The organism is Nonomuraea sp. NBC_00507 (genome assembly GCF_036013525.1).
GTDB lineage: Bacteria > Actinomycetota > Actinomycetes > Streptosporangiales > Streptosporangiaceae > Nonomuraea.
Genome location: NZ_CP107853.1, coordinates 11,280,156 through 11,299,469, shown reverse-complemented (window position 1 = coordinate 11,299,469; position 19,314 = coordinate 11,280,156). Strand labels below are relative to the sequence as shown.

The following is a 19,314-nucleotide window of genomic DNA, read 5'->3' as shown; positions in this document are numbered from 1 at the left end:
CGTCATGGTGACGCACCGAGCCGTTCGATGACGGTGACGTTCGCCTGTCCGCCGCCCTCGCACATGGTCTGCAGACCGTATCGGCCGCCGGTCCGCTCCAGCTCGTGCAGCAGCTTGACGGCCAGCACGGCGCCGGTCGCGCCGAGTGGGTGGCCGAGGGCGATCGCGCCGCCGTTCGGGTTGACCCTGGCCGGGTCGGCGCCGGTCTCCTTCAGCCAGGCCAGCACGACGGAGGCGAAGGCCTCGTTGATCTCGATGGCGTCGAAGTCGTCGATCGACATGCCGGTCATGCCGAGCGCGTGGACGGTGGCGGGGATCGGGGCGTCGAGCATCGTGATCGGGTCCGCGCCGCGGGCCGACAGGTGGTGCACGCGGGCACGCGGAGTCAGGCCGTGCTCGCGTACGGCCCTGGGCGAGGCGATGAGCAGGGCGGCGGCGCCGTCGGAGATCTGCGAGGCCAGCGCGGCCGTCAGCCGGCCGTCCTCGACCAGGGGTTGGAGCGCGGCCATCTTGTCGAGCGTGGTGTCCCTGCGCGGGCCCTCGTCCACGGCGACACCTTCGCAGGGAACGATCTCCCGCCGGAAATATTCGGCGTCGATGGCGTGCAGGGCACGCCGGTGCGACTCGTACGCGTACCGCTCCATCTCCTCCCGCGAGATGTCCCAGTGCGCGGCGATCCGCTCGGCGCCGGTGAACTGGGAGACCTCCTGGGTGCCGTACCGCTCGACCCAGCCCTTCGAGCCCCCGAAGGGGGTCTCGTGCCCGAGCGCGCGCCCGGCCAGCATCGCGGACGAGATGGGGATCATGCTCATGTTCTGCAGACCGCCCGCGACCACCAGGTCGCTGGTGCCCGACAACACGGCCTGTGCGGCGAAGTGCAGCGCCTGCTGGGAGGAGCCGCACTGGCGGTCGACCGTGACACCGGGCACCTCCTCGGGCAGCCCGGCGGCCAGCCAGCAGGTGCGGGCGACGTCGCCGGCCTGCGGCCCGATCGTGTCCACGCAGCCGAAGATCACGTCCTCCACGGCCGACGGGTCGGCGCCCGTGCCGTCCATCAGCTCCCTGAGCACGTGCGCCCCGAGATCGGCGGGGTGGATCCTGGCCAGGCCGCCGTTCCTGCGCCCGACGGGGGTGCGGACGGCGCCGACGATGTACGCCTCGCTCATCTACGCATCGTAGCAAGCGCTTGGTCTAACCTGGAATGCCCGATGAGCTGGGCCGGTTAGGTGAGCAAGCGATTGTCCGTGGGCTCATAATGGTGACGTGACCACGCGAAAGAACTCCGGCACCGCCGCACCGGCGAAGCGCCAGCGCGCGACCTCCACCGGGTCGGCGTCCGAGCGCCGCGACCACCTCGTCAAGCTCGCCGCGGAGCTCTTCGCGCGCAAGGGCTTCCAGGCCACGACAGTACGGGAGATCGCCGACGAGGCGGGCATCCTCTCCGGAAGTCTCTACCACCACTTCGACTCCAAGGAGACGATCGTCGACGAGGTGCTGTCCACCTTCCTCGACGACCTCATCGCCCGCTACCGCGCCGCGGTCGAGACCAGCTCCGACCCGCGCACCGTGTTGTCGGAGATGGTCCGCATCGGCTTCGGCACGCTGGAGCCGCACCGGGCCGCGATCACCGTCATGCAGAACGACTGGAACTACCTGCGGCAGTTCGAACGCTTCAACTACCTCGTCAAGGCCGAGGACGAGGTCGAGCAGATCTGGGTGGCGCAGATCAAGGCGGGCCAGCTCGCCGGGCAGTTCCGCTCCGACGTCGACCCCAAGCTGACCTACCGCATGATCCGCGACACGATCTGGGTGGCGGTCCGCTGGTTCCGCCCCGGCGGCAGGCTCAACACGGGCGGGCTGGCCGAGCACTACATCACCGTGCTGTTCGACGGACTCGCCACGGGCGAGCGCACGACGCAGCGCCGGGGATGAGCCTGGGCAAGGCGGTCCGGCTGGCGCTGCAGGCCGTGGCCGAACCGGACAAGGCGGAGGCGATGCGCGCCTACATGAAGTCCGCCATGCCGTTCCTGGGCGTCCAGGCGGTGCCCCGGCGGGCCGCGCTCAAGCGGGTGTTCGCCGACCACCGCCTCGAGAGCGCGCCGGATTGGCGGCGGGCCGTGTTATCGCTGTGGCGCGAGGCCGAATACCGCGAGGAGCGCTACGCCGCGATCGAACTGTCCGGATACCACCTCTACCGGAGCTTCCAGACCCTCTACACGGTGCCGATGTACGAGGAGATGATCGTCACCGGCGCCTGGTGGGATCTGGTGGATGAGCTGGCCACGCACCGGATGGGCGGGCTGCTGGCCGCCTACCCTGACTCGATGCGGCCGCTCATGCTGGAGTGGGCGCACGACGCGGACCTGTGGAAGCGGCGCACCGCGATCCTGTGCCAAAACCGGTTCAAGGGCCGCACGGACACGGCCCTGCTGTACGCGTGTATCGAGCCGAGCCTGTCGGACAACGACTTCTTCGCCCGCAAGGCGATCGGGTGGGCGTTACGCGAATACGCCAAGACCAATCCGGGCGAGGTCGTCCGCTACGTGAAGGCCAAGGGCATCACGGGCCTGAGCCGCCGCGAAGCGCTGCGCAACCTGCCGGTCACCTAGCGGCGCTCCGCGCTTCAGCCGTAGCTGATCACGTCAGGGATGGGTGTGCGGTGCCGGGCGGTGGCGGGATGCGGACCCGGTTCAGCGACGCCGGCGTCATTGGTAGATGTAATCTATATAGATTCAATCTACATAGGAGATGTCGAGGTGGCAGGGTTCGGCTTCGTAGGCAGGTCCGTTGAGCTGGCTTTCCTCCACAAGCGGCTGGACCAGGCGATGAGGGAGGTCCATGGGACCGCGCTGGCCATCCGGGGTCGGAGGCAGGTGGGGAAATCCCGGCTGGTTCAAGAGTTCTGTGACGAGGCGGCCGTGCCATACCTCTTCTTCTCGGCGATCAAGGGGGCCGCGCCGGTCGACTCCGTGAGCCGGTTCTGCCGGGAGCTGGCCGAATCATCCCTTCCCGAGGACCCCGGACTGGTCTCATTGCTCGAGTCAGGGAATTGGTTCGAGGCGTTCAAGATCCTGGCGTCCGTTCTGCCTGCCACGCCGTCGATCGTGGTGTTGGATGAGCTGCCCTGGCTGGCCGAGCAGGATCCGACCTTCGATGGGTCGCTGCAGGTGGCGTGGGATCGGCTGCTGTCCAGGCGCCCTGTCGTCCTGCTGCTGCTCGGTAGCGATCTGCACATGATGGAGCGCCTCACCTCGTACGACCGGCCCTTCTACGGCAGGGCGGATCCGATGATCCTCGGGCCGTTGAATCCCGCTGAGACCGCGCGGGCGACCGGACTGAGCGGTGCCGACGCGATCGACGCCCAGTTGGTGAGCGGCGGTCTGCCAGGGATCCTGCGCGGCTGGCCGCACGGCATGCCCGCGCTGGACTTCATCCGTCAGGAGTCGGCCGAGCCTGTCTCGCCGCTGTTCGCCGTTCCTGAGGCCACACTCATGGCGGAGTTCCCCTCGCCGGACATCGCGCACCGTGTCCTGGAAGCCATCGGCAGCGGAGACCGGACGCAGGCGAACATCGCGGCGACCGCCGGCGGCCCGGGCGGCGCGCTCGTCTCGGGCACTCTCTCGCCAATCCTGCACAAGCTCACGCACGACAAGCGCGTCGTGGCGATGAACGAGCCACTGTCGACCAGGCCGGGCAAGCCCGCCCTCTACCATGTTGCGGACTCCAACCTCCGGCTCTACCTGGCGGCTTTGCGTCAGACGCAGGAAGAGAGCCGCAGGGGCAGGCCCGAGGTGGGCTTCCGGGGTGTGGAACGACGATGGTCGGCCTGGCGGGGGCGGGCCGTGGAGCCGTTGATCCGCGACTCGCTGGCGATGGCCGCGGACGAGCTTCCCTGGCCCGAGACCGCAGTGGTGGGCGGCTGGTGGAACCGGTCGTTCAACCCTGAGGTGGACCTGGTCGGCGCCGATCGCGGGCCGGTGGCTCGGCAGGTGTTCTTCACCGGGTCGGTGAAATGGCTCGACGGCGAGTTCGATGGACACGCGCTGCGTGCGATGTTCGAAGCCTCGGCTCAGGTTCCTGGGGTGGTTCCCGGACGGACCGGGACCGTGGTCGTCTCCCGTTCGGGGATGGCCGCCGGAGTTGGGCCTGTTGACGTGCATTGGGGGCCGGAGGACATCGTGGGGGTCTGGCCGGGGTAGAGCGGTGGAGCCGCCTGCCGCGTCCGGCTAGCGGCGATCGAGGCGGGACAGGACGGCGTCGGCCTCCGCCATGATGCGCTCGATCAGCTCCCGGCATGAGGGTAGATCGTCGATCACGCCCACGACCTGGCCCGACGCCATCACGCCCAGATCCGCCCGCCCGTCCACCATGGCCGCCCGCAGCAGCACCGGCGTGTTCGCCGCCTGCAGCACCTGGGCCCAGGTCAGCTCCCGCCCGCGCCGCATCCGGCGGCCCTCGCGGATCAGCGCCGCCCACGACAACCCGGACAGCCGCTTGAACCTGGCCCCGTTCACCACGGCCCTGGCCAGACGGGAGCGTTCGAGCGAGGCCACGAACGGGGTGCTCAGCACCCGATGCGGCACCCCGTCCACCTTGGTCGTCACCACGGTCTCCCGCGCCGCCAGGTAGACCTTCTTCACCTCGTCGGGCACCGGCGAGTCGCTGGTCAGCAGGAACCGGGTGCCCATGGCGATCCCGCAGGCCCCGTACGCCAGCGCCGCCACCAGCCCCCGCCCGTCGAAGAAGCCGCCGGCCGCGATCACCGGGATGTCCACCGCGTCCACGACCTGGGGGAGCAGCAGGGTGGTGGCGACCGGGCCGGTGTGGCCGCCGCCCTCGCCACCCTGCACGATGACCGCGTCCACGCCCCATGCGGCCACCTTCTCCGCATGCCGGCGAGCTCCCACGGAGGGGATCGTCACCACCCCGGCATCCTTGAGGCGGGCGATCAGGTCCCGCCTGGGCGCCTGGGCGAACGACGCCACCCGCACGCCCTCCCGCACCATCACCTCGACCCGCTCGGGCGCGTCGTCGGCGTCGGAGCGGATGTTGACCCCGAACGGCGCGTCCGTGCGCTCCTTCACCCGCCGGATGGCCTCGGTCATCTCGGTGACCGACATGGTGGCGGCGCCGATCACCCCCAGACCGCCCGCCTGCGAGGCGGCCGCAGCCAGCCGCGCGCCCGCGACGTACCCCATTCCGGTCTGCACGATCGGATACCGGCAGCCGACCAGGGACGTCAGCGCGGTCCTCACGCCGCCGCCTCGCGGTCGCGGCTCCGGGAGGGGTCGAGCAGGTCCAGGACCCGCAGCTCCTCGGGCTCCGGCTCCCGCGTCACGGGGACATCCGCGTCGATCACGAGGTCGAAGCCGGTCGCCGCCACCACGTCGTCGACCGTGACCCCCGGATGCACGGACGCGAGCCGCATCGACCCGTCAGGGGTGCGGAAGTCCAGCACGGCCAGGTTCGTCACGACGCGGCGCAGCTCGAAGGCCCCGCGGTCGGTCCCGATACCGCTCACCATGTCCACCTTCGGGACGAAGACCCGGGGGCTGTGACGGGGGATCCAGTAGCTCGTCGGGCCGCACCGGGTGTTACCCGGCGCGCCCCGCACCCCCAGCAACTGCGTCTTGGGCCGTGCCCAGTCGCCGATGCAGGAGATGTTCGTGTTGCCGTACCGGTCGATCTGGCTCGCGCCGAGCATGACGTGCCGCCGCCCGTTCAGCACCAGCCACAGGTGCTCCCTGAACGGCAGCCAGCCTTCGACCACCTCGGGCGCGCGGCCCAGCGCGGGCACGTCCCCGGTGAGCAGGCAGACGCCGTCGTTCGTGAGCAGGTCAGGCTCGAACGTCAGCCGCGCCAGCCGTGCCCCCAGCACCGTGACCGCCCCGCCGATCCCGGCCGCCAGGATCTCCCCGTCACCCCTGAACGCCTCCGCGCACGCCACCACGCAGATATCAGCCCTGCTGCTCATCGACACCCGTCTCCGCGTAACGCCGCTGCCGCTCCTCATCGCGTCCGTAGTCCGGCTCGCACGAGGTGAACCCGGCCCCGCCGGGCGCCTCCACCACGCCGGTCACCATCGACCGGCTGATCAGCAGCGACTGCACCGGCCCTTCCTTCAGCAGGTCGGCGGTGTCCACGAGGCGTTCGCACGAGACGTAGCAGCGCGCCGCCGCCTTCGCGTAGAGGTCGTCGAAGTACGGGTCCGGCCCCAGGTATTGGGCGTTGCCCCGGGCGTCGGCCCGGTTCATGTGCACCAAGGCCACGTCCATGGTCAGCGCCGGGACCGCGACCAGCTCCTCCCCGTCCTCGTACGGCGACCGCACCGTCCGCAGCCCCGGGTTGACCCGCATCACGTCCGACCCCATCCCCGCCCGCGTCGGCAGGAACGGCAGCCGGTGTGCCGCGGCCAGCAGCCCGAACATGAACATCCCCTCGTCGTACTCGGTGAACTCGATCTCCCCCGCCTGCCTGGCCCGCCGGAAATGGGGCTCGAGCGGGATGGTGTCGAGCGTGACGAACGGGGCCACGACCTTGCGCACCTTCCCGGCCGCGCACAACATGCCGACGTCCGGGCCGCCGTAGGAGACGATCGTGAGATCACGGACGGGGGAGCGGAGGATCGCCGACACCAGGGCCATGGGCTTGCGCCGCGAGCCCCAGCCGCCGATCCCGACCGTCATCCCGCTCTCCAGCGCGCCCGCGACCTGCTCGGCGGACATCACCTTGTTGTCGCGAACCGCCGTCACGTGAATCGCTCCCTGTGCCGGTCGCCCGCCCCCATGAGGTTCAGCTCGAAGGTGAAGCCCTGCTCGAAGCGGTAGCTGCGCTTGACGTCCACGGGGTCGATGCCGTTGAGCGACTCCTTGGCGCGCCGGATGACGTACGGGTCCTTGGCGGCGATCTGCCCGGCCACCTCCATCGCCACGTCCCGCAGCTTGTCGCGCGGCGCGACCTCCAGCACCGACCCGAACGCGTGCAACTCGGCCGCGGAAACATTTCTGCAGGTGTAGACCATGGCCCGCATCAGGTGCTGCGGCACCAGCCTGGCCAGGTGCGTGGCCGCGCCCAGCGCGCCCCGGTCCACCTCGGGCAGCCCGAAGTAGGCGTCGTCGGCGGCCACCACGATGTCGGCGTTCCCGGCGAGCCCGACGCCGCCGCCCAGGCAGTGCCCGTGCACCGCCGCCACGACCGGCACCGCGCACTCGTAGACGGCCGCGAACGCCGCGTAGCAGGCCCGGTTGACCCCGACCAGGGCCTCGTGTCCCACGGCGTCCCGCAGCTCCTTGATGTCGACCCCGGCGTTGAACCCGCGCCCCTCGGCCCGCAACACGACCACCCTGGTCCCCGGGTCGTCTCCGGCCGCCCGCACGGCCTCGGCCAGCTCCTCCCAGCCCCGCACGGTCAACGCGTTCACCGGCGGCACATCGACGACGACCTCGGCGATCGGCCCGGCCCGCAGCGTGATCCCCATCTCGCTCCCTGGTTCACCTAACGCTTGCTTGGTACGTTAGCATCCGTGACCCTGACTTACGACTACTCGGGCAAGTCGGTCCTGGTGACGGGCGGGACCAAGGGCATCGGCGCGGGCATCGCGCGGGCCTTCCATGAGGCGGGAGCCGAGGTGACCGTCTGTGCTCGCACGCCGCCCCCGGGCAAGGAGTTCCGGTTCGTGCGGGCGGACGTGCGGGTCCCCGAAGACGTCGAGCGGCTCGTGGCCGGGTTCGACCGGCTCGACGTGGTGGTCAACAACGCGGGCGGCTCGCCGTACGCGCCGCTGGAAGGCACCTCGCCGCGCCTGCACGCCCGCGTCATCGAGCTCAACCTGACGGCCCCGCTGCTGGTCGCGCAGTACGCCTACCCGCTGCTCGCCGCCGCCCGCGGGGCCATCGTGATGATCGGCAGCTCCAGCGGCGCCCGTCCCTCGCCCGGCACCTCCGCGTACGGCGCCGCCAAGGCCGGACTGCACCACCTGGCCCGCTGCCTGGCCGCCGAGTGGGCTCCCGACGTGCGGGTCAACACGGTCGTCGTGGGCCTGGCCGCCACCGAGAGCGCGGCGGGCCACTACGGCGAGCATGGGGACGGCCGGATGGGCGCGGCGATCCCGGCCGGCCGGCCGGCCACGCCCGAGGACGTGGCCGGCGCGTGCCTGTGGTTGTCCGCGCCCGCCTATGTGACGGGCGCGGAGGTACGGGTGGACGGCGGCGGCGAGATCCCCTACTGGCGCCACCTGGCCGGTGACCTCACGGGCTGAGCGACCAGGCGTGGAAGATCGTCGTGTGCCGGAACGACGAGGCGGTGCCGTCGAACCCGTACGTCCCCCGCCACGACAGCGGATCCTGCTGCTCTCCCACCACGGTGATGGTGCCGGCGCAGCTGCCCTGGCCCTTCCTGGTGGCGTTCAGCAGGAGCTGCTCACCCAGGTGGCCGCTGGTGACGGCCCACGGCGCGCCGCAGATCCCCGACTTGATGGTGCCGCTGACGACCTGGAACGGATAGGTGTTCGGGTCGATCTCGAGGTCGATGACGAAGATCGCCGACCCGTTGCGCAGCTCCACGTAGGCGTTGATGGTGGCGCTCTTCTGCGCGGCGACGGACTCCGCGAAGGACTTGGCCTGCCCTCCGGTGGCGTCGTAAAAGGTCCGGTCGGGCGCCTTGGTTGACTGAGGCATGGTGCTTCTCTCCTCCGATGCCGCACCGCTGCGGCGTCTCAGCGGGTTACGCCAGCGTCTCGGCGATCTCGACGCGGAGCAGGCTACGGACGTGCTCGATGTGGTTGACGATGGTGACCTGGACCGACCCGGCGAAAAGCAGGCCCATGGCCACGTTGTCCAGGCTCGTGACGAGGGAGCCCGAGTCGCCGCCCGCCGACATCGCGGTCGTGACGATCTGGTCGCGGAAGCGGCCGATGCCGAACCCGTAGCTCACGTCGATCGTGGCGTCCACCGCGATGATGCGGCCCACTGTCAGGTTCGTCGTCCGCCCCGTCTTCTTCACCAGGTCGCCGACGGACACGTTGGCCTTGCGGCGCCAGCCCCTGGGCGCGCCGTTGAAGTAGGTCTCCCTGGTGGCCTCCTGGAACTGCACCTCGCCGATCGCGGCGTCCACGATGTTGTTGTGGCTCGTCAGCGGGATGGCCGGGGTGAGGTCGATCGGGATGAACCTGGACAGGACGGCGATCCGGTCCTGCGGATCGACACCGCCGTCGAAGCGGCCCGGCTGCACGATCGCGCTGCCCACGGGGGCGCGGTTGGAGTCGGCCAGGACGTGGTTGTTGCTGAGCACGTAGAACCGGGAGGGGATGCCCAGCCCGGGCGCGGGCGGGTCGATGGTGGCGCCGGGCAGGAAGTCGTAGACGACGCTGCCCATCGTGCCCGCCGTGACCTGCACGTTGCCGATGGAGAAGCCGGACGGGCAGGGCCGCAGGCGCCGGGTGAGCACCTGTACGCCGGTGTCGGCCGGCGCGCCGTCGCCGCGCGGAATCGCGGGAGCGGGTGCGCCCATGAACTGGGCGGCGGGGGCGCTCACCGCCTGGGGAGAGCCCATCAGCCGCTCGGCGACGACGTGGCCCACCCTGACCACGTCGACGGTCGTCCCGTCGTCCATGCGCCGGGGCAGCAGATCCTGCTCCCTGAGCATGGTGGGCGGGAGTTTCTGCGACACGAAGACGAGCAGCGCCGGCTCGCCGGTCGGCTCCCCGTGCGTCCACTTGACGCCCTGGCCGAACCCCACGACATTGCTCGGCCGCGTCGCAGGATCCATCAGTGTGTGGGCAGCCTGCTCCTTGGCGGCGTCGGACAGGCGATAGCCCTGGGATCCGCGCATCAGTTCCGGCTGGCTCACGCCAACCACCTCCTACCTGGAAGGAGTTCCGGGTGCGGTGATGCTCACTGGGCCGTGGGGGTCCCGATCTCCATGACCTTGACGGGTACGCCGTCGAGCTCGGCCGGGATTCCTGACGAGACCATGTGGGTCACGTAGACGACGATCACGTCCTCGTCCGCGTCGCCCTTGCCGGTGGAGACGCCGGTGACGTTGGGGATGGCGAGGAGCTCGTCCTCGTGCCGTCTTCTGATCTCATGCACGTCCATCCATGGCCCTCCGCTGAGATCTACCGCCTTTGGAGCGTAGATGTCCGGCGTACCCGCAGACTCAGGGTGCCTCCTAGGGAAAACCCCAGCTTTCGCCCGCCCCTTGGTCAGGGGGTGGCCCCTGGGCGTGCTCAGCGCATGGCGGACCGGGCGGTGGGACGCAGGCGGAGCCGCTGCGGGGCCGCGGTCAGGCGTGTCTTCAGCATCGGCAGGTCCACCTCCCGCTCGTCCTCCGGCGTGTCGAAGCGGGCGAACCACACGAACACCGTCTCCCCGGTACGGACCGGCAGGCGCGGAAAGGTGTTCTCCGCGTGCTCGGTCTCGAACCGGGCCACCACCGGCACCCCGGCCTCGGCCAGCACCGGAGCGACCTCCGAGTCGAAGAAGCCGGCGAAGCCGTCCTCGACGTGGCAGATCGTGGCCACGTACATCGACGGCGGGAGCTCGGCCGCGCCGACAGGCGGCCGCTCCCATGCGGGCGGCTCCGCGAGGGCGCGCAGGAGCAGCACGTCGTCGGAGTCGATCATCGTGGCGTTGGCCGCGTCGCGGTTGGCCTGCCACACGGGCCCGCCGTAGAAGGTCTCCAGTGCCGCCTTCCTGGCCGGCATGTCAGGGAAGGCGCGCAGCCAGGGGAACGTGTCGGGCGCGTCCGGGTTGCGGAAGGTCCCGGCGACCCGCATGCCCGCCGCCTCCTGCGTCTCGACGAACTCCCGCTCGAACAGCTCGATGAGTGTGTCGCGCCGCCCCGGGCGCAACGTGTACTGCCGCAGCTCGTAGATCATGCGGGGACGATAGGCCCGGGTCGCTGACATCCTGCGTCAGCGTATGCGCCGAACAATATTCTGATTACTTTGAGCTATCAATTGACAACGCAGAGTTATAGGCTCGCATCGACCTTGATCTCCAAGGGCCAAGGAAAGGTCAAAGGCCCTGAGGGCGAAGGAGCAGAAGTGATCCGAAGAGTGTGCGCCGCCGCGGCCATGGTGGCAGCGGTCGCGAGTGGCGCGCTCCCTGCTGTCCCCGCGCGCGCTGACGGCTGGTCCGACCGTTGTGGCGACCGTTCCTGGTCCTACAACTGGAGCGGCAGCAGCGGCTCGTCCCAGTCGGGAAACAACTTCGGCGACGTCTCGGCCGCCAACCGCGGTGAGGGCGCCTCGACCAACGTCAACAACGTCAACGGCATCGCCTCGACCGCCACGCACGGCGGCATCACGGTGACATACATCTTCGGCTGACCGAAAGGACATCGACATGGTGAAGAAGCTCTGCGCGACCGGCCTCATCGCCGCGGCCGCGGCCGGCGCCGGGCTCCTGCCCGCCGCCGCGTACGCGGACGTCAACGCGGGCAACTCCAGCTCCAACAGGTCCTCGTCCCAGTCCGGAAACAACTTCGGCAACGTCGTCAACGTCAACGTGAACGGCCACGGCGCGAGCAGCGTCAACAACGTCAACGGCAACGCCGTCACGGCGAGCTACGGCAGCCGCGCGAGCATCGACGACATCGTCGACTGATTGGTCCTCGAGCCCCCTCCGGCGAGCCAGGCCGGGATCCCGGCCTGGCTCGCACCCTCCGCGCTAGCCTTGGTCCTTCACCCAGAGCCGCAGCAGCCCCCTGAAGTGCTCGACGAACCTGTCGTGCTCGTGTGCCGGATACGTGGCCTTCACCGTGTCCACCAGCAGCCGGTCGAACTCCGGCGCGGCCACCCACTCCAGCACCACCTCGTCGAGGTGCCCCAGATGGGTCCGGCAGAACTCGTGGTAACGCTCGGTGTCGAAATAGCGGTCCGCCAGCCTTCGATACTCCGCCAGCCGTTCCTCGTACGTCCCGGTCACCGCGAAGTAGTCGTGCGTCTCCAGGTCGATCCGCGGCCTGCGCCGGGTGGCCACGCAGAACACACACCACTTCACCAGCGTCTTGATCGCCCAGGGGAAGTAGTAGTGCAGGCTCGTCAGCGCCACGTCGGGGCAGGCGTTGGCGTAGTCGATGGGGTGCACATCCGAGCCCTTGACCAGGGTCTCGCAGGAGTTGAACTCCCACCGGAAGAACGCGTTGACGAGCTTCCCGATCGTCACGACCTCCTCGCCGGCGGCCGGTGACAGGAACTCGTGGTCGACGGCGTACCGCGCGTGCATCGGCTCCTCGGGCCTGAAGCGCATCACCATCGTCTCGGGCCCGATCGACAGCGACCTGGCGAACGCGTCGTACCCCTGGACGGCCTGCTGGAGGTGCATGAGCATCTCGCCACTGGCGTCATAGGCCCGGTGCAGCTCGTCCCGGTCGCGCACCAGGGACACGCCGCGCCAGGCACCGCCGTCGTACGGCTTCATGAACAGCGGGTAGCCGATCCGCTCGGCCACCTCGTCCAGGTCGAAGGGCCGGTTGTAGCGGGCCGCGGTGTAGGCGTACCTGGTGTTGTCGGGCGGGTTCTTGTACGGCACCAGCACCGTCTCCGGCACCTTCAGCCCGAGCCGCATCATCGCGCAGTAGGCGGCGTGCTTCTCCATCGACTGGAACGTGAACGGGCTGTTGAGCAGGTAGACGTCGTCCATCATGGAGATCTTCTTGAGCCACTCGCGCGGGTGGTAATACCAGTACGCCAGCCGGTCGATCACCAGCGCGTGCCGCGGTTTCGCGCGCAGGTCGAACGGCTCGATCGTGACGCGCTCCACGTCGAACTCGCCCACCCCCTTGATCGGCCCGAGCCGCCGTAACAGGGTCTCGAACGCCGACGGCCAGTCCTCCTCGGTCCCCAGCAGCAGCCCGATCAGATGTCGCACGGGGGTTCCTCCGCTCCCGCCCGCGGGTCAGACGCCGGGTAGGCGGCCGTTGCGGAACAGATCGACGAACCGTTGGTGGTCTTCCCGGGCCTGTGCCCCATAACGGTGAGCAAAATCCACCAAAACCCCGATAAATCCGGACCTGTCGCCGTCGATCACCGCCATGATCGCCTCCTCCGTCGAGAAGTCGACGAGGTCGTGGCTGGACTCGTCGTCGGCAACCGAGTGCATGCGCGCCACCGCCCGCCCCAGGTCCTGCATGATCGAGCGCAGCTCGTCCGGCTCGTTCACGTCGTCCCAGTCCAGATCGGCGGAGTACGGCGACACCTCCGCCACGAGCTGCCCGACCCCGCCGAGCGTCGTGTAGCCCAGCCAGGGATCCGCGTAGGCCTGCAGCGCCCGCTGCGACTCCGCCGTGCGATGCCCCTGGTGCAGGAAGTAGGAGACCACCTTCTCGTCGGTCACGTGCCGGGCCACGGCCGGCACCGCCGCCTGCTTCATGTAGAGGATGACGTCGTTCTCCAGCGCCTGTGAGCGCCCTTCGAGCAGCAGGTTGTACGACGGCAGCCCCGCCGACCCGATGCCCACGCCCTTGCGCAGCGCCACATCCTTGATCACGTGCTCGACCGGGTTCGCCTGCGTGGGCAGCGTGGTCAGGTATTCCTCGAACGCGGCCAGCACGGCGTCCCTGGTCGCCGCGTCCACCGCCGTCCGCCCTTCCATGAGCGCGAAGCGCCGGTCGTAGTCGTCGATCACGGTCTCCACGTCGAGCAGCGCCACCCGCGTGTTGAGCCGCGCCGTCTGCAGCACGTGGTGCAGCACGCCCGTGGTGGTGTCCAGGGTGAGCGAGCCGATCGCGTCGTCCCCGCCGGCCGCGATGCCGCCCAGCTCGTCCAGGTACGCCCTGGCGAAGTCGGTCACCAGCGCGCCGATCGTGTCGTCGGACAGCGCCTTGGCGTACCCGAGCAGCGCCACGCTGGCGGCGAAGCGCTTGAGGTCCCAGATGTAGGGCCCCACGTACGCCTCGTCGAAGTCGTTGACGTTGAAGACGAGCACCCCGGAGGCGCTCATGTACGTGCCGAAGTTCTCCGCGTGCAGGTCGCCATGGATCCAGACGCGGCTGGTGGGGGCGTCGAGGTAGGCGTCATCGGCGTACGTGCCGGTCATATCCGCGTAGAAGAGGGACGCGCTGCCGCGGTAGAAGGCGAAGGGGGAGGCCGCCATTTTCCGAAATTTCCGCCTAAATGCGGCGGGGTCTTGCTTGATCGACTCGCCGAACTCCGTCATGAGGACATCGAGCAGGAAGGAAGAGCGTGGGCCCATAATCCGGACAGTAGATCCGGAACCTCTTGCCGCCTAGCCTGATCTTTCCCTGACAGGGGCCGGTCAGGGGTGCTGGGAGGAGACCGAGACCACCTCGCCCGTCATGTACGACGAGTAGTCGCTGGCCAGAAAGACGATCACGTTCGCCACCTCCCATGGCTCCGCCGACCGCCCGAACGCCTCCTTGGCCGCCAGCTCCGCCAGCAACTCCTCGCTGGTCACCTTCGCCAGGAACGGATGCACGGCCAGCGACGGCGCCACCGCGTTCACCCGCACGCCGTGCTCGGCCGCCTCCAGCGCCACGCACCTGGTCAGCGCCATCACGCCGGCCTTGGCGGCGGCGTAGTGGGCCTGCCCGCGCTGCGCCCGCCAGCCGATCACCGAGGCGTTGTTCACGATGACGCCGGAGCCCTGATCGATCATGTGGCGGAGCGCGGCCCGGGTGCAGCGCATGGTGCCGTTCAGGGTGACGTCGATGACCGCGTGCCACTGGTCGTCGGACATCTCGGCCAGCGGCGCCGTACCGCCGAGTCCGGCGTTGTTGATCACCACGTCGAGCCGGCCGTGCGCCTCGACCACCGCGTCGAAGAGCGCCAGCACCTGCGCCTCGGACGTCACGTCGCACGGGACGGCGAGCGGCTTGACGCCGGTGAGCTCGGTCAGGGTGTCGGCGGCGGCGGCCAGGCGGCGCTCGTGCCGGTCCGAGACCACGATCGTGGCGCCTTCCTCGGCGCACCGGCGGGCGGTCGCATAGCCGATGCCGGCGCCGGCGGCCGCCGTCACCAGCGTCACCTTGCCGTCGAGCAGTCCGTGTGCCTTGGGGTACGCCGGGGTCATCGCCTCTCCCCTCACCGTGGCAGTCCCAGGGTGCGCTCGGCGATGATGTTGCGCTGGATCTCGCTGGAACCGGCATAGATCGTGTCGGCCCGGCTGAACAGGTAGAGCCGCTGCAGGTCGTTGAGCTCGCCCACCAGCCCGGCCTTTCCCTGGACGGCCTGCGCCAGCTCGCCGAGCCGGCGATGCCACTCCGACCAGTAGAGCTTGGCGATCGACACCTCCGGCCCCGGGTCGGGGCGCACCATCCTGAGCGCGTTGAGCCGCATGATCTCCAGCTCCAGCCACGCCCGCACGAGGCGGTCACGCAGCACCGGGTCATCGGCCGCGCCGGTCCGCTTCGCCGTCTCGATCACCCTGGCCAGCTCGCGCCGGAAGCCGATCTGCTGCCCGAGCGTGGACGCGCCGCGCTCGTAGCCGAGCGTGGCCATCGCGACCCGCCAGCCGTCGCCGGGAGCGCCCAGCACGTTGTCCGCCGCCGTGCGCGCGCCGTCGAAGAACACCTCGTTGAACTCCGACGTCCCGGTCAGCTGCACGATCGGCCGCACGGTGACACCTGGCTGCCGCATGGGCACCAGCAGGTACGACAGCCCGCGGTGCCGCTGCGAGCCCGGCTCGGTGCGGCACAAGACGAAACACCAGTCGGCCACGTGGGCCAGCGAGGTCCAAACCTTCTGGCCGGTGATCACCCAATGGCCGTCTTCCAGATGTGCCTTGGTCTGGACGCCGGCCAGGTCGGAGCCGGCCTCGGGCTCGGAGTACCCCTGGCACCACAGCTCCTCGCCCCGCTGGATCGGCGGCAGGAACCGGGCCTTCTGCTCGTCGGTGCCGAAGTCGAGAATGGTGGGCCCGATCAGGCCCTCGCCGATGTGGCCGACCCGGGCCGGGGCGTCGGCCCTGGCGTACTCCTCGTAGAAGGCGACTTGGTCCTCCAGCGAGGCGGCGCGCCCGCCGTACCGCTCCGGCCAGCCGAGGCAGGTCCAGCCGTTCTTGCCGAGATGGCGCTCCCAGGCCAGTCGCAGCTCGTGCCCTTCGTGCTCGCGCCCAGGGCCGCCGAGGCCCCTGGCCGGGGCGAACTCGCCGCTGAGCGCCTCCTCCAGCCAGCCCCTGGCTTCCTCGCGGAAGCCGGGGGTCTCGCCGAGCTCAGGAAGCGTCAACGAACCCCCCGTAGCCGCCGCGGAAGAACACCAGCGGCCCGCCCTCGGCGTGCGTGTCGAGCTGCAGCACCCGGGCCACCACGATCATGTGGTCGCCCGCCGCGTGCTCGGCCTCGACCGCGCAGTCGATCCAGGCCAGCGCGCCTTCCAGCACGGGGTTGCCGCCGGGGGAGCCGGTCCACTCCAGGCCCGCGAACTTGTCGCCGCCTCTGGTCGCCATCTGGGCGCACACCGCCTGCTGGTGCTCGGCCAGCACGTTCACCGTGACGATCTTCGCGCCGCGTACCCTGGGCCAGCTGGTGCTGGTGTGCGCCACGCAGAACGCCACGAGGGGCGGGTCGAGCGAGACCGAGGTGAAGGAGTTCGCGGCCAGGCCGCAGGGCTCGCCGTTCAGCGGATCGAGCGCCGTGATCGCCACCACGCCCGTCGCGAACCTGCCGAGCACCTGCCGGAAGCGCCGGCTGTCCAGATGGCCGTTGGCGCTTTGTGGGGAAGGGCCCGTCGGCATGGCGGCTCCGTTGCGAATCCTGCGCTGATGCGGCGCCGGAAGGCTGCGGCAGCCGTCCGGCGCGACGAGCCGGGCAGCGTGTGTGCTCATGGGTCCGCCTCCTAGTCCACCGGCTGCGCCCTATCTTACCAAGCGCTTGCTTGGACGCTAGGGGGGCCGGGGAAACATGTCAAGTCGAATGCCGCACAGGTTGGTGTCGCGCACGGTGCGGACCTGTGCCGCCGCACATGCGTTGACATGGGCGAAATGCCCGGCATAGCGTTATCGGTGTGGCCAAGCGCTTGCTTGATTTTCGGGACATGACGGCGATCGCCGGCGTCGGATACACCCCCTTCACCAAGGACTCCGGCGTCAGCACCCTGACGCTGGCCTGCCGCGCCGTGCTGGCCGCCCTGGAGGACGCCGGACTGACGGCGGACGACGTGGACGGCCTGGCCACGCATCGCGTCGGTGACTCCGCCCCGCCCACCTTGGTCGGCCCGGCGCTGGGGCTGACGGACCTGGCCTGGCACCTGGACCAGTTCGGCGGCGGCAGCGTCTCCCACGCCGTGGTCGGCCAGGCCGCACTGGCGGTCGCGGCCGGGCTGGCCGAGACGGTCGTCTGCTACCGGGCCATCAACGCCCGCTCCGAGTTCCGCATGGGCGGCACCGGCCGGGGGGTGCCGGCGAGTCCGGAGGTGCAGTACCAGGCGCCGTACGGGTACGTCGCGCCGCCGCAGCAGTACGCGATGTACGCCCGCGCCCACATGCTGAAGTACGGCACCAAGGCCGAGCACTTCGGGCACCTGGCGGTCACCCAGCGCGCCAACGCGGCCAAGAACCCGCGGGCGCTCATGCGTACGCCGATCACGCTGGACGACTACCTGGCCAGCCGGTGGATCGCCGAGCCCTTCCGCCTCCTGGACTGCTGCCTGGAGACCGACGGGGCCTGCGCCGTGGTCGTCACCACGGCGGAACGCGCCCGCTCGCTGCGCCGCCCGCCGGTGCTGATCTCGGCCGCGGCGTGGGGCGGCGGCACGTCCCACCTGTCGGCTCCTGACGCCGACCCGACCGTGACCGCGGCCGCCGCCCTGGCCCCGCGCCTGTACGCGCAGGCCGGGCTCGGTCCTGAGGACGTCGACGTGGCCGAGATCTACGACTGCTTCACGTACTCGGTGATCGTCCAGCTGGAGGACTACGGGTTCTGCGCCAAGGGCGAGGGCGGCCCGTACGTGGCCTCGGGCGCCACGGCTCTGGACGGCCCGCTGCCGGTCAACACCCACGGGGGTTTCCTGTCGGAAGGCTACGTCCACGGCGTCAACCACATCGCGGAGGCGGTGTCCCAGCTCAGGGGCGACGCGGGGGACCGCCAGGTGCCGGGCGCCGAGGTGGCGCTGTCCACGGCCCAGCCCGGCTACATCCTGCCGGCGACCTCCGCGCTGATCCTCAGGAGGTCGTGATGGCTTATCGGCCCGAGCCCGACCGGGACTCGCGGGAGTGGTGGGAGCGGATCGCCAGGCACGAGTTCGCCGTGCAGCGATGCGACATCTGCGGGACGACGCGTTTCCCTGCCAGGGCGTTCTGCCCGGCGTGCCGGAGCGAGGCGTGGCACTGGCAGGACGTGGAGCCCGAGGGGCGGGTCGAGAGCTGGATCGTGAATCATCAGGCGTTCGTGCCAGGCCGGCGGCAGCCCTACGTGGTCGTGATGGTGCGGCTGGCGGCGGTGCCGGGATGCCTGGTGTACGGGAACTGGCACGGGGAGCGGCCCCCCGAGCCGGGCGAGCGGGTGCGGGCGTCCTTTGACCGGATCGATGAGACCCTGACGCTGGTGAACTGGACGCCGGCCGGGAGCCTGGATCCTCATCCGCACCAGCGCACATCCTTCCGCTAGTCGACCTTGGTCCGGGAAATGGATTCGTACCCACGAACCCCATCAGTCCCACCATGGCGAAGCGGCCCCCAGTTCGGGCTCCGAGGGTTGATGATGAGGCAGTAGACGTCAACGCGGACGGCTGGATCTTGGCGGCGGACGTGAGCGGAATGGACTGGGTGACCGGCGTGGCCACGCGGCCATGGCTGACGATCATGCCTGCCGTCCAGACGTTCGTGCTCGCCGGGCCGCGGCCACGCGGGCCGCCGGGCGGGCGGAAGAAGGAAGAGATCCATCGGCTGGTCCCTCGGAGGAAAGCGCGCCCTGGCGGGCGTGGGGGACCCGCCAGGACGCGCTTCCTGCCCCGTGAGCGGCGGCGCCAGGACTCCGGCGAGGGATGGAGTCCTAGGCCGTGTGATCGCACACGGAGTCGATGGGGGAGTGTGAAAGCTCCTGCTGCCGGTAACGTGCGGCGATGCGTTGAGCTGCACCAACCGGGTCATCAATGGGGTGCGTGACGGGGGCGCCACCCTCCTCGTTCCAGACAAAGGATCCGTCATTGCACCGCACGGTCAGCTCTGTCGACACCGATTGCATGGGCGTGCCATGCCGATTGCTCTGGTAGGTGTGGGTGAACCCCTGGCGCGTCAACGCGTAACGCAGTAAACGTGTTGCTTCACCAGGGTTATGCCAGGGCAGGTACGGCGTACCCGTGCGGACCGGCAACACTGGCCTTCACCCCCTCACCGGCCTTTAGATGGATTTGTACCA

The 19,314-nt window shown here is 70.0% G+C and carries 22 protein-coding genes; 8 read left to right on the top strand and 14 right to left on the bottom strand.

All coding sequences use genetic code 11. The features are described 5' to 3' along the window. Window positions 1–2 precede the first annotated feature (2 nt). Window positions 3–1,166: an acetyl-CoA C-acetyltransferase gene (locus OHA25_RS53835; protein ID WP_327584576.1), complete on the bottom strand. Its 1,164-nt coding sequence runs from the start codon at window positions 1,164–1,166 to the stop codon at window positions 3–5. A 97-nt stretch (window positions 1,167–1,263) separates the two neighbouring features. Here OHA25_RS53835 and OHA25_RS53830 point away from each other — a divergent pair, with 97 nt between their 5' ends. The 3 genes from OHA25_RS53830 to OHA25_RS53820 all read left to right on the top strand — a co-directional run bounded on the left by OHA25_RS53830 (window position 1,264) and on the right by OHA25_RS53820 (window position 4,199). Then, on the top strand, window positions 1,264–1,932 hold the full coding sequence (locus OHA25_RS53830; RefSeq protein ID WP_305923071.1) for a TetR/AcrR family transcriptional regulator: 669 nt from the start codon (window positions 1,264–1,266) through the stop codon (window positions 1,930–1,932). After that, complete coding sequence (locus OHA25_RS53825; protein ID WP_305923072.1) at window positions 1,929–2,609, top strand: DNA alkylation repair protein; 681 nt, start codon at window positions 1,929–1,931, stop codon at window positions 2,607–2,609. The genes OHA25_RS53830 and OHA25_RS53825 overlap by 4 nt, the downstream gene beginning before the upstream one ends. Window positions 2,610–2,918: 309 nt before the next feature. Then, on the top strand, window positions 2,919–4,199 hold the full coding sequence (locus OHA25_RS53820) for an AAA family ATPase (protein ID WP_327584575.1): 1,281 nt from the start codon (window positions 2,919–2,921) through the stop codon (window positions 4,197–4,199). 27 nt (window positions 4,200–4,226) lie between these two features. Here the strand turns inward: OHA25_RS53820 and OHA25_RS53815 are convergent, their stop codons facing one another. Genes OHA25_RS53815 through OHA25_RS53800 form a run of 4 tightly spaced genes read right to left on the bottom strand, consistent with a single transcriptional unit; the run spans window position 4,227 to window position 7,477 of the window. After that, window positions 4,227–5,255 (bottom strand): NAD(P)H-dependent flavin oxidoreductase, encoded by a 1,029-nt coding sequence (locus OHA25_RS53815; protein ID WP_327584574.1) that lies wholly within the window; start codon window positions 5,253–5,255, stop codon window positions 4,227–4,229. Continuing rightward, complete coding sequence (locus tag OHA25_RS53810; protein ID WP_327584573.1) at window positions 5,252–5,974, bottom strand: CoA-transferase subunit beta; 723 nt, start codon at window positions 5,972–5,974, stop codon at window positions 5,252–5,254. The genes OHA25_RS53815 and OHA25_RS53810 overlap by 4 nt, the downstream gene beginning before the upstream one ends. Then, window positions 5,958–6,725: a CoA transferase subunit A gene (locus tag OHA25_RS53805; protein ID WP_327591181.1), complete on the bottom strand. Its 768-nt coding sequence runs from the start codon at window positions 6,723–6,725 to the stop codon at window positions 5,958–5,960. The genes OHA25_RS53810 and OHA25_RS53805 overlap by 17 nt, the downstream gene beginning before the upstream one ends. Window positions 6,726–6,748: 23 nt before the next feature. Beyond that, complete coding sequence (locus tag OHA25_RS53800) at window positions 6,749–7,477, bottom strand: enoyl-CoA hydratase family protein (RefSeq protein WP_327584572.1); 729 nt, start codon at window positions 7,475–7,477, stop codon at window positions 6,749–6,751. Between the two features lie 45 nt (window positions 7,478–7,522). Here OHA25_RS53800 and OHA25_RS53795 point away from each other — a divergent pair, with 45 nt between their 5' ends. Beyond that, window positions 7,523–8,257 (top strand): SDR family oxidoreductase, encoded by a 735-nt coding sequence (locus OHA25_RS53795; protein WP_327584571.1) that lies wholly within the window; start codon window positions 7,523–7,525, stop codon window positions 8,255–8,257. On the opposite strand, the gene OHA25_RS53790 is transcribed toward OHA25_RS53795, so the two are convergent. From OHA25_RS53790 to OHA25_RS53775, 4 genes are all read right to left on the bottom strand, one after another. After that, window positions 8,247–8,675, bottom strand: a complete 429-nt coding sequence (locus OHA25_RS53790; RefSeq protein ID WP_327584570.1) for a hypothetical protein — start codon at window positions 8,673–8,675, stop codon at window positions 8,247–8,249. The genes OHA25_RS53795 and OHA25_RS53790 overlap by 11 nt on opposite strands. Before the next feature lie 46 nt (window positions 8,676–8,721). Further along, entirely contained in the window at window positions 8,722–9,846 is a 1,125-nt protein-coding gene (locus tag OHA25_RS53785; protein ID WP_327584569.1) for a hypothetical protein, read from the bottom strand. Window positions 9,847–9,890: 44 nt separating this feature from the next. After that, window positions 9,891–10,094: a hypothetical protein gene (locus OHA25_RS53780; protein ID WP_305923060.1), complete on the bottom strand. Its 204-nt coding sequence runs from the start codon at window positions 10,092–10,094 to the stop codon at window positions 9,891–9,893. 131 nt (window positions 10,095–10,225) lie between these two features. Beyond that, window positions 10,226–10,876, bottom strand: coding sequence for an NIPSNAP family protein (locus tag OHA25_RS53775; RefSeq protein WP_327584568.1), 651 nt, complete (start codon window positions 10,874–10,876; stop codon window positions 10,226–10,228). A 168-nt stretch (window positions 10,877–11,044) separates the two neighbouring features. On the opposite strand from OHA25_RS53775, the gene OHA25_RS53770 reads away from it, so the two are divergent. Together OHA25_RS53770 and OHA25_RS53765 are read left to right on the top strand one after the other, a co-directional pair. After that, the gene (locus OHA25_RS53770; protein ID WP_305923058.1) at window positions 11,045–11,329 is read left to right on the top strand and encodes a hypothetical protein; all 285 of its coding nucleotides are present in this window, start codon (window positions 11,045–11,047) and stop codon (window positions 11,327–11,329) included. Window positions 11,330–11,345: 16 nt separating this feature from the next. After that, on the top strand, window positions 11,346–11,606 hold the full coding sequence (locus tag OHA25_RS53765) for a hypothetical protein (protein ID WP_327584567.1): 261 nt from the start codon (window positions 11,346–11,348) through the stop codon (window positions 11,604–11,606). 63 nt (window positions 11,607–11,669) lie between these two features. Here the strand turns inward: OHA25_RS53765 and OHA25_RS53760 are convergent, their stop codons facing one another. The 5 genes from OHA25_RS53760 to OHA25_RS53740 form a co-directional block, all read right to left on the bottom strand. Then, window positions 11,670–12,872, bottom strand: a complete 1,203-nt coding sequence (locus OHA25_RS53760; protein WP_305923056.1) for an ATP-grasp domain-containing protein — start codon at window positions 12,870–12,872, stop codon at window positions 11,670–11,672. 27 nt (window positions 12,873–12,899) lie between these two features. Beyond that, window positions 12,900–14,195, bottom strand: coding sequence for a DUF2252 domain-containing protein (locus tag OHA25_RS53755; protein WP_327584566.1), 1,296 nt, complete (start codon window positions 14,193–14,195; stop codon window positions 12,900–12,902). Window positions 14,196–14,258: 63 nt separating this feature from the next. Then, window positions 14,259–15,032 (bottom strand): SDR family oxidoreductase, encoded by a 774-nt coding sequence (locus tag OHA25_RS53750; RefSeq protein ID WP_327584565.1) that lies wholly within the window; start codon window positions 15,030–15,032, stop codon window positions 14,259–14,261. 11 nt (window positions 15,033–15,043) lie between these two features. Further along, on the bottom strand, window positions 15,044–16,186 hold the full coding sequence (locus OHA25_RS53745; protein WP_327584564.1) for an acyl-CoA dehydrogenase family protein: 1,143 nt from the start codon (window positions 16,184–16,186) through the stop codon (window positions 15,044–15,046). Then, window positions 16,173–16,694 carry a flavin reductase family protein gene (locus tag OHA25_RS53740; RefSeq protein ID WP_327591180.1) on the bottom strand — a complete coding sequence of 174 codons (522 nt, stop codon included), beginning with the start codon at window positions 16,692–16,694 and terminating at the stop codon, window positions 16,173–16,175. Before OHA25_RS53740 ends, OHA25_RS53745 begins: the two co-directional genes overlap by 14 nt. 299 nt (window positions 16,695–16,993) lie before the next feature. Between OHA25_RS53740 and OHA25_RS53735 the strand changes: the two genes are divergently transcribed. Then, window positions 16,994–18,133 (top strand): thiolase C-terminal domain-containing protein, encoded by a 1,140-nt coding sequence (locus tag OHA25_RS53735; protein WP_327584563.1) that lies wholly within the window; start codon window positions 16,994–16,996, stop codon window positions 18,131–18,133. After that, window positions 18,133–18,564 (top strand): Zn-ribbon domain-containing OB-fold protein, encoded by a 432-nt coding sequence (locus tag OHA25_RS53730; protein WP_327584562.1) that lies wholly within the window; start codon window positions 18,133–18,135, stop codon window positions 18,562–18,564. Before OHA25_RS53735 ends, OHA25_RS53730 begins: the two co-directional genes overlap by 1 nt. Window positions 18,565–19,314: the final 750 nt, after the last annotated feature.